The organism is Nonomuraea sp. NPDC002799 (assembly GCF_053592075.1).
Genome location: NZ_JBSFVA010000088.1, coordinates 1 through 9,705, shown reverse-complemented (window position 1 = coordinate 9,705; position 9,705 = coordinate 1). Strand labels below are relative to the sequence as shown.

Below are 9,705 nucleotides of genomic sequence, written 5' to 3'. Positions count from 1 at the left end.
GGCCGGGCGCCCCGCGGCCCGGCGCGCCGGGGGGGTGGGGCGCGCGCGGTGCTCCACGCTTCTGGGCGGTGGGTCCGCGGGCCCGCCGGCCGCCCCACTCCTCGCCTTCGAAAACGCCGGGCGCGGCAGGCACGACCGCGCCCGGACGAGTTGGTACGCACCGCGCCCCGGACGAGCTGGTGCGATCGCCTTACTTCAGCCCGAGCCCGTGCACGAGCCCGGTGAAACCGGCCGCCGCCTGCCCGCCGGGCAGCATGGAGGCGCCTTCCACGCTCTCCACGGCCTTCGGCAGCAGGACGCCGATGACGTCGGCGCCCACTTTCCGCACCGGCTCCTGCAGGTCCATCGGCATCTGGATGCCGGTGCCCGCTACGCGGTTGTGGAAGGGCGCGTGGCCGATCGACAAGCCGGCGGGGAGTTGCTTGGCCACCGGCACCTTCGGCAGGGCGGGCAGCGCGGGCAGGGCCGGCACCCCGGCCGTGGTCGACAGGTCCTTCATGCCGATCGGGCCGGGCACCGCGGGGAACAACGCGGGCGAGGCCGAGATCAGCGAGGGCATGCCCCAGTTCGCCGCCATCCCGCCAAGGTCGGTCACCCCGAGCGCCGACTTGGCGCGCGCCAGACCGGTCAGGCCCATCCGCCTGGCCATGTGCCCGGCGGCCATGGCCAGTCTCGTGCTCTCCCGGGTGGCCATGCGGCTGCTGCCCGAGCCGCCGTCGTTCAGGCTCAGGCTGGTGTGCTCGTCGCAGGACGAGGCGACCGAGGTGGCGGAGAGCAGGGCGCGCTCCGGCTTCACGCAGGTGCCCGCCATCGAGGCCGGGGCGAGCCAGCTCACGCCGGCCATCAGGGTGGCCACCGCGATGATGCTTCGGATCGTCTGAGATGACACTTCGCGCCCCTGATCGATTCGGTGATGTGACGAACGCCGACCGTAGTCACACCACCGGCCGCAGGAGATCGGCTTGTCCGAAGAGTGGGCCGAACCTTACCGTCAGCGCGGCCCGATGACCGGGCCATGAAACGCCGGGGCCCGGAGATCACCTGGATCTCCGGGCCCCGGGAACGCGGTGGGTCAGGCGCGCTGGACGATCAGCTCGTCGTCGCCCAGGTCCACCAGGACCTTGTCGCCGTCGACGACCTCGCCCGACAACACGGCCTTGGCCAGCTTGTCGCCGATGGCCGACTGGACCAGGCGGCGCAGCGGGCGGGCGCCGTAGAGGGGGTCGTAGCCCGTCAGCGACAACCACTCGCGGGCCGCCGGCGTGACCTCCAGCGTCAGCCTGCGGTCGGCCAGGCGCAGCGCCAGGCGATCGATCTGCAGGTCGACGATGCGCGCCAGCTCCTCCGAGCCGAGCGCCTCGAAGAGGATCACGTCGTCGAGCCGGTTGAGGAACTCCGGTTTGAACGAGCTGCGCACCGCCCCCATGACGGCCTCGCGCTTGGCGCCGTTCGCCAGCGTGGGATCGACGAGGAACTGCGAGCCGATGTTGGAGGTGAGGATCAGGATCGTGTTGCGGAAGTCGACCGTGCGGCCCTGGCCGTCGGTCAGCCGCCCGTCGTCGAGCACCTGCAGCAGGAGGTCGAAGACCTCGGGATGGGCCTTCTCGACCTCGTCGAGCAGGACCACGGTGTACGGGCGGCGCCGGACGGCCTCGGTGAGCTGGCCGCCCTCCTCGTAGCCGACGTAGCCGGGAGGCGCCCCGACGAGCCTGGCCACGCTGTGCTTCTCGGAGTATTCGCTCATGTCGATGCGGGTCATCGCCCGCTCGTCGTCGAACAGGAAGTCCGCCAGCGCCTTGGCCAGCTCGGTCTTGCCCACCCCGGTCGGCCCGAGGAACACGAACGAGCCCGTCGGGCGGTCGGGGTCGGCGATCCCGGCCCGGCTGCGGCGTACGGCGTCTGAGACGGCCTGTACGGCCTGCTGCTGCCCGATGAGCCGCTTGCCCAGCTCCTGCTCCATCCGCAGCAGCTTGGCCGTCTCGGCCTCCAGGAGGCGCCCCGCGGGAATGCCGGTCCACGACGAGATCACCTCGGCGATGTCGTCGGCGCCGACCTCCTCCTTGACCATGGCGTGGTCCGGCGAAGCGGCGTCGGACGCGGCCTTGAGCACCTGCTCCAGCCGGGGCACCTCGGCGTACATCAGCCTGGACGCGGCCTCGAAGTCGCCGTCGCGCTGGGCCCGCTCGGCCGCGCCGCGCGCCTCGTCGAGCTGCTTCTTCAGCTCGCCGACCTTGTTGAGCCCGGCCTTCTCGTGCTCCCACCGGCCGACGAGGGCGTTGAGCTCCTCCTGGCGGTCGGCCAGCTCCTGGCGCAGACGGTCGAGCCGCTGGACGGAGGCCTCGTCGGTCTCCTTGGACAGGGCCAGCTCCTCCATCTTCATCCGGTCGACGTTGCGCTGGAGCTGGTCGATCTCCACGGGACGGGAGTCGATCTCCATGCGCAGCCGCGAGGCGGCCTCGTCGACCAGGTCGATGGCCTTGTCGGGGAGGAAGCGGTTGGTGATGTAGCGGTCGGACAGCGCGGCGGCGGCCACCAGCGCGCCGTCGGCGATCTGCACCTGGTGGTGGGCCTCGTAGCGGCCCTTCAGCCCGCGCAGGATCGCGATGGTGTCCTCGACCGTGGGCTCGCCCACGTAGACCTGCTGGAAGCGGCGCTCCAGCGCCGGGTCCTTCTCGATGCGCTCGCGGTATTCGTCGAGCGTGGTCGCGCCGATCATGCGCAGCTCGCCGCGGGCCAGCATGGGCTTGAGCATGTTGCCGGCGTCCATCGCGCCCTCGGCGGCGCCCGCGCCGACGACGGTGTGCAGCTCGTCGATGAACGTCACGATCTGCCCGTTGCTCTCCTTGATCTCGGAGAGCACGGCCTTGAGCCGCTCCTCGAACTCGCCCCGGTATTTCGCGCCCGCCACCATCGCGCTCAGATCGAGCGAGATGAGCCGCTTGCCGCGCAGCGACTCGGGCACGTCGCCGGCCACGATGCGCTGGGCCAGGCCCTCGACGACGGCCGTCTTGCCGACGCCGGGCTCGCCGATGAGCACCGGGTTGTTCTTGGTGCGGCGGCTGAGGACCTGGACCACCCGGCGGATCTCGGAGTCGCGGCCGATGACCGGGTCGAGCTTGCCGCCGCGGGCGTGCTCGGTCAGGTCGACGCCGTACTTCTCCAGCGCCTGGTAGGTGTCCTCGGGGGTCTCGCTGGTGACGCGGGCGTGGCCGCGTACCTTCTCGAAGGCGTCGAGCAGGGCCTGCGGCGTCGCGCCCTGCGACTTGAGCAGCTCCGCCATCCGGCCGCCGTCGGCGGCCAGGCCGACCAGCAGGTGCTCGGTGGAGACGTAGAGGTCTTCGAGGCGGCCGGCGTGCTGGGCCGCGGTGTTCATCACCGTCAGGAGCTGGCGCGAGCTCGACGGCGCGCCCACGGTCGAGCCCTGCGCCTTCGGCAGCGCGGCGAGCTGCTCCTCCACCTGGGCCCGCAGCGTGCGCCAGTCGGCGCCGACGGCTTCGAGCAGCGGGACGGCGGTGCCGCCGGTCTGGGAGAGCAGCGTGGTCAGCAGGTGGGCCGGCGCGATCTCCGGGTTGCCCTCCGCGGCGGCGCGCCGCATGGCACCCGAGAGTGCTTCCTGGCTTTTCTGGGTGAGCTTGTAGTCCATGTCTTTCTAGGCCCCCGGTGGCAGCTCGTAGCGGATCAGCGCTCTGACCATCCGCATCTCGGCGCGCAGGCGGTGGACCTCCTCACGCAGCCGCAGAGCTTCGTTCTCGAGCTCCAGGATCCGCTTGATGCCCGCGAGGTTGATGCCCTCCTCCTGGGAGAGCCGCTGCACCTCGCGGAGCTGGATGATGTCTCTCGTGGAGTAGAGGCGGCCGCGCCCGGCCGTGCGCCCAGGACTGACCAGCCCGAGCCGGTCATACTGCCGCAGCGTCTGCGGATGGAGCCCGGACAGTTGCGCGGCCACCGAGATCACATAGACAGGCGTGTCGTCTGACAGGTCGAAATAGTTGGCGTCCATCGGCTTACTCGCTTCTGGCTCGCTGAATCAGCTCATCTCGCGGGTCCTCAGCCGCGGTCGCGGTGTTGAACTCGTTGAGGAGTTCACGGGACTTGTCGTCGAGCGTCTTCGGCACGGTCACCTCGACGCTGGCGAGCAGGTCGCCCTTGGTGCCGTCCTTACGGGCGACGCCCCTGCCGCGGACGCGGAACGTGCGCCCGTTGGGCGTGCCCGCCGGGATGCGCAGCGTGACGGGCAGGCCCTTGAGGATCGGCACCTTGATCTCGGCGCCGAGCGCGGCCTCCGTGAACGTCACCGGAACGGTGATCGTCAGGTTTTCGCCCGCCCTGCCGAAGACGGCGTGCGGCTTGACGTGGGTCTGGATGTAGAGGTCTCCCGCGGGGCCGCCGTTCTCGCCGGGCGCCCCCTTGGCCTTGAGCTTGACCCGCTGGCCGTCGGCCACGCCGGCCGGGATGCGGGCCTGGATGTTGCGGGTGCTCTTGGCCCGGCCGCTGCCCTCGCACACGGGGCAGGGGTCGTCCACGATCAGCCCGCGGCCCTTGCAGTCGCGGCAGGGCTCGGAGAAGGCGAAGTTGCCCAGGTTGCGGCTGGCCGCGCCGGTGCCCTCACACGTGGGACAGACCCTGGGCGTGGTGCCCGCCTTGGCGCCGGTGCCGGTGCACGCCGCGCAGGCGGCCGAGCTGGTCAGCCTGAGCGACACGGTGCTGCCCTCGACCGCCTCGGTGAACGTCAGCGTGACCTCGGACTCGATGTCCTGGCCGCGCCGCGGCCGGGTCGCGCTCGTGGTGCGGGCGGAGCCGCTGCCGCCGCCGCCCCGGTTGAACAGCCCGCCGAACAGGTCGCCGAGCCGCTCGCCCGCACCGTGGCCCTGCTGCTGCTGGCCGGTGCCGCCGAACAGGTCGCCGAAGTCGAACGGGAAACCGCCACCGCCGGGCCGCTGGGCCCCCACCCCGGACCCGAACAACGTGCGCGCGTCGTCATACTCCTTGCGGCGCTTGTTGTCGGACAGGACGTCGTAAGCCTCGGAGACCTCCTTGAACTTGGTCTCCTTGGCCGCGTCGCCCTGGTTGGTGTCCGGGTGGTACTGCCTGGCCAGCTTCCGGTACGCCTTCTTGATCTCTTCGGCGGTGGCGGTCTTGGGCACACCAAGGACGGCGTAGTAGTCCTTTTCCAGGTAGTCCTTGGTGCTCATCTACGGCCCTTCGTCCTTCGTCTCAGTTGTCGTCGTCATTGGACGCGGCGGGAGCGTCCTCGGGCTCGGCGACGGCCACCCGCGCCGGGCGCAGCACCCTGTCACCTATCCGGTATCCAGGCTGCAGCACCTCGATCGCCGTCGGCTCGCTGACCTCGGGCGAATAGCTGTGCATCAGGGCCTCGTGGACCATCGGGTCGAACGGGTCGCCCTTCTGGCCGAAGGCGCTGAGGCCCAGCTTGGTCACGGCCGCCTCCAGGGACTCCGCCACCTTCGCGAAGCCTCCGGTCAGCTCGCCGTGATCGCGAGCCCGGCCGATGTCGTCCAGCACGGGGAGCAGCTCCGCGAGCACGCCCGCGACGGCCTGCTCGCGGACCGCGGACCGGTCGCGCTCGACCCTGCGGCGGTAATTGGTGTATTCCGCCTGGAGACGCTGCAGGTCGGAGGTCCGCTCGGCGAGCTGGGCAGCCAGCTCGCCGTCCTGCGGACGCGGGGCCGCCTCGGCGGGCGGCTCCTGCTCCTGCTGCGGTGCGGCCGGGACTTCACGCGCCTGGCCGGTCTCGGGGTCGATCTTGCGGTTGTCGCGGATCACCGGCTCGTCGTGCCCGTTGTCACGCGGCAGCATCACTTGTCCTTCTTCGGCTGGTCTTCGTCGACGATCTCCGCCTCTACGACGTCGTCATCGGCCTTCTGGTCCTGGTCGGGACCGGCCGAGGCGTCCTGCGGAGCGCCCTCGCCGCCGGCCTGCTGGCCCTGGCTCGCGGCGTAGATCGCCGAGCCCATCTTCTGGCTGACGGTGGCGAGCTTCTCCGCCGAGGTGCGGATGACGTCGGTGTCGGTGCCCTCCAGAGCCTTCTTCAGCTCGTCCAGGGACTCGTTGACCTCGGTCTTGATGTCGCCGGGGACCTTGTCGTCGTTCTCGCGGAGGAACTTCTCCGTCTGGTAGGCCAGCCCGTCCGCGTTGTTGCGGACCTCGGCCTCCTCGCGGCGCTTCTTGTCCTCCTCGGCGTACGACTCGGCCTCGCGCATCATCCGCGCGATGTCGTCCTTCGGCAGCGCGGAGCCGCCGGTGATCGTCATCGTCTGCTCCTTGCCCGTGCCCAGGTCCTTGGCGGAGACGTTGACGATGCCGTTGGCGTCGATGTCGAAGGTGACCTCGATCTGCGGGATGCCGCGCGGCGCCGGCGCGATGCCGGTCAGCTCGAAGGTGGCGAGCTTCTTGTTGTACGAGGCGATCTCGCGCTCGCCCTGGTAGACCTGGATCTGCACCGACGGCTGGTTGTCCTCGGCCGTGGTGAAGACCTCCGAGCGCTTGGTCGGGATCGTCGTGTTGCGCTCGATGATCTTGGTGAAGATGCCGCCCTTGGTCTCGATGCCCAGCGACAGCGGGGTCACGTCGAGCAGCAGGACGTCCTTGACCTCACCCTTGAGCACACCGGCCTGCAGAGCGGCGCCGATGGCGACGACCTCGTCCGGGTTGACGCCCTTGTTGGGGTCCTTGCCGCCGGTCAGCTCCTTGACGAGCTCGGAGACGGCGGGCATGCGGGTCGAGCCGCCGACGAGCACCACGTGGGCGATGTCGGAGACCTTGATGCCGGCGTCCTTGATGACCTGGTGGAACGGGCCCTTGGTCCGGTCGAGCAGGTCGGCCGTCAGCCGCTGGAACTCCGAGCGCGTCAGCTTCTCGTCGAGGTGCAGCGGGCCCTCGGAGGAGGCCGTGATGTAGGGCAGGTTGATGTTGGTCTCGGACTGGCTGGACAGCTCGATCTTGGCCTTCTCGGCCGCCTCGCGCAGACGCTGGAGCGCCATCTTGTCCTTGGCCAGGTCGACGCCGTGGGCGTTCTGGAAACGCTTGACGAGCTCGTCCATGACGCGCTGGTCCCAGTCGTCGCCGCCCAGGTGGTTGTCACCGGAGGTGGCCTTGACCTCGACGAAGCCGTGACCGTCCTCCTGGCCGACGTCGAGCAGGGACACGTCGAACGTGCCGCCGCCGAGGTCGAAGACCAGGATGGTCTGGTCCTGCTCCTTGTCGAGCCCGTAGGCGAGGGCCGCCGCGGTCGGCTCGTTGATGATGCGCAGCACATTGAGGCCCGCGACCGTGCCGGCCTCCTTGGTGGCCTGGCGCTGGGCGTCGTTGAAGTAGGCCGGGACGGTGACCACCGCGTCGGTGATCTTCTCGCCCAGGTAGGCCTCGGCGTCCTGCTTCAGCTTCTGCAGCACGAAGGCGCTGATCTGCTGCGGCGAGAACTTCTTGCCGTCGATCTCCTGCGACCAGTTGGTGCCCATCTCGCGCTTGACCGAGCGGATCGTCCGGTCCACGTTGGTGACGGCCTGCCGCTTGGCGACCTCGCCGACCAGGACCTCGCCGTTCTTCGCGAAGGCGACCACGGACGGCGTGGTCCGCGAGCCCTGCGCGTTGGCGATGACGGTGGGCTCACCGCCCTCGAGGATGGAGACGACGGAGTTGGTCGTCCCAAGGTCGATACCTACCGCACGTGCCATGAGTACGTCCTTGTAGTCAAAGTTGAGTCTGGTTGACTCAAGCTACGGATACGAACCAGCTTTGTCAAACGACTTGAGCCTACCTGACTCAACCCTTATGAGCGCACATGCATTCCCGTCGAATCGGCCATAACACGCGTAACGGGAGTGAGGCCGCGAGGGTTCCACCCGTGCACAAAATGCGGACCCCGGCAGCGGTGGGCGCGCTGCCGGGGTCCGCTGGGGGATTGGTCTCTAGCTGACAGGCGCGTTCATGTCGTTCTGGATCTCGGTGGGGGTGAGGGCTCGGTTGTAGACGCGGACGTCGTCGATGAGGCCGTTGAAGTGTTCGCCCCAGAGGCTGCTGCCGCCGATGCGGAGGGCTTGGGTGTCGGTTCTGAGGGTGCCGGTGACGGCTTTGGAGGCGGTTTGGGTGCCGTTGGTGAACAGGCGGAGGGTGGTGCCGTCGTAGGTGGCGGTGAGGTGGGTCCAGGTGTTGAGGGGGAGGCTTGCGGTTCCGCTGAGGCCCTGGTCGGTGGTGGTGGCGATCTCGGTGTAGGGGCGGTTGTTGTCGGCGTTGGCCCAGAGGGCGTAGGCGAGGCCGCTGGCGTGTTGTTTGATCAGGGCGGTGCGGTAGCCGCCGGCGGTGGCGGGGTTGAGCCAGGCTTCCAGGGTCATGCCAGTGGTCAGGCGCAGGCTCGCGGAGTCGGGCACGCTGACGTAGGCGTTGCTGCCGTTGAAGGACAACGCGCCGCCGTACCGGCCGGAGGTGCTCCAGGTGGCGTTGGTGGACGTGCCGGTGTTCGACCGGCCGGAGGCGTCGGCGACGGTGGTGCCGGTGCCCTCGTTCATGCCGTACGCGGCCACCAGGCCCGTGTTCGCCGGGGGCGCGGTGATGGTGGCGGTGGCCTGGTTCGACGCGGGGCTCGGCAGGTTGACCGCGTCGAACGCGATCACCTTGTAGTAGTAGGTGCCCGCGGGGACGCCCGAGTCCGTGAACGAGGTGCCGGTCGCCGAGCCCACCTGGTTGGCGCCCGACGGGGTGAAGCCCGAGGTGGTGGCGCGGTGGACGGTGTAGCCGGTCACGCCCACGTTGTCGGTCGCGGCGGTCCACGCGAGCTGGGCGCTGCCCTGGCCGCCGGTCGCGGTGAGCGAGCCAGGGGCCGTGGGCGCCTGGGTGTCGGGCGGTCCCGCGGTGCCGATCGGGGTGTTCATGTCGTTCTGGATCTCGGTGGGGGTGAGGGCTCGGTTGTAGACGCGGACGTCGTCGATGAGGCCGTTGAAGTGTTCGCCCCAGAGGCTGCTGCCGCCGATGCGGAGGGCTTGGGTGTCGGTTCTGAGGGTGCCGGTGACGGCTTTGGAGGCGGTTTGGGTGCCGTTGGTGAACAGGCGGAGGGTGGTGCCGTCGTAGGTGGCGGTGAGGTGGGTCCAGGTGTTGAGGGGGAGGCTTGCGGTTCCGCTGAGGCCCTGGTCGGTGGTGGTGGCGATCTCGGTGTAGGGGCGGTTGTTGTCGGCGTTGGCCCAGAGGGCGTAGGCGAGGCCGCTGGCGTGTTGTTTGATCAGGGCGGTGCGGTAGCCGCCGGCGGTGGCGGGGTTGAGCCAGGCTTCCAGGGTCATGCCAGTGGTCAGGCGCAGGCTCGCGGAGTCGGGCACGCTGACGTAGGCGTTGGAGCCGTTGAAGGACAGGGCTCGGCCGTACTTGCCGGAGTTGGACCAGGCGGTGTTGGTGGACGTGCCGGTGTTCGACTTGCCCGAGGCGTCGGCGACCGTGGTCCCGGTGCCCTCGTTCATGCCGTACGCGGCCACCAGACCCGTGTTCACCGGCGTCGGCGCGTACGTCGCCGTGTAGGTCGTCGCCGTCGCGGGCGCCACGACGTTGTGCCCGGCCGCGCCTCCGTCGGACCAGGAGCCGAAGGAGTAGCTGTCGGCGCCCAGGCTCTGCGGCGAGGGGGCCGAGATCGAGTTGCCGGAGCCGGCGATGACGGTGCGGGTGAACGGGGTGGTGGTCTGCTCGCTGTTGAAGCCGATCTGC

Annotated in this window: 6 protein-coding genes and 1 pseudogene; all 7 read right to left on the bottom strand. The window is 69.9% G+C overall.

Features of this window, described 5'->3' with window-relative positions; all coding sequences use genetic code 11:
- Positions 1-190: 190 nt before the first annotated feature.
- The gene (locus tag ACWD0F_RS51175; protein ID WP_449890302.1) at positions 191-889 is read right to left on the bottom strand and encodes a hypothetical protein; all 699 of its coding nucleotides are present in this window, start codon (positions 887-889) and stop codon (positions 191-193) included.
- 183 nt (positions 890-1,072) lie between these two features.
- Positions 1,073-3,643: an ATP-dependent chaperone ClpB gene (gene clpB, locus ACWD0F_RS51170; protein ID WP_449890300.1), complete on the bottom strand. Its 2,571-nt coding sequence runs from the start codon at positions 3,641-3,643 to the stop codon at positions 1,073-1,075.
- A 33-nt stretch (positions 3,644-3,676) separates the two neighbouring features.
- Positions 3,677-4,000: pseudogene (locus ACWD0F_RS51165) on the bottom strand (heat shock protein transcriptional repressor HspR); the annotation flags it as partial.
- 4 nt (positions 4,001-4,004) lie between these two features.
- Positions 4,005-5,192, bottom strand: a complete 1,188-nt coding sequence (gene dnaJ / locus ACWD0F_RS51160) for a molecular chaperone DnaJ (RefSeq protein ID WP_449890299.1) — start codon at positions 5,190-5,192, stop codon at positions 4,005-4,007.
- A 22-nt stretch (positions 5,193-5,214) separates the two neighbouring features.
- Positions 5,215-5,817, bottom strand: coding sequence for a nucleotide exchange factor GrpE (gene grpE, locus ACWD0F_RS51155; RefSeq protein ID WP_449890297.1), 603 nt, complete (start codon positions 5,815-5,817; stop codon positions 5,215-5,217).
- On the bottom strand, positions 5,817-7,694 hold the full coding sequence (gene dnaK, locus ACWD0F_RS51150; protein WP_449890295.1) for a molecular chaperone DnaK: 1,878 nt from the start codon (positions 7,692-7,694) through the stop codon (positions 5,817-5,819). Before dnaK ends, grpE begins: the two co-directional genes overlap by 1 nt.
- Before the next feature lie 234 nt (positions 7,695-7,928).
- Positions 7,929-9,705: LamG-like jellyroll fold domain-containing protein (locus ACWD0F_RS51145; protein WP_449890294.1), on the bottom strand; the 1,777-nt coding region annotated here is incomplete at its 5' end.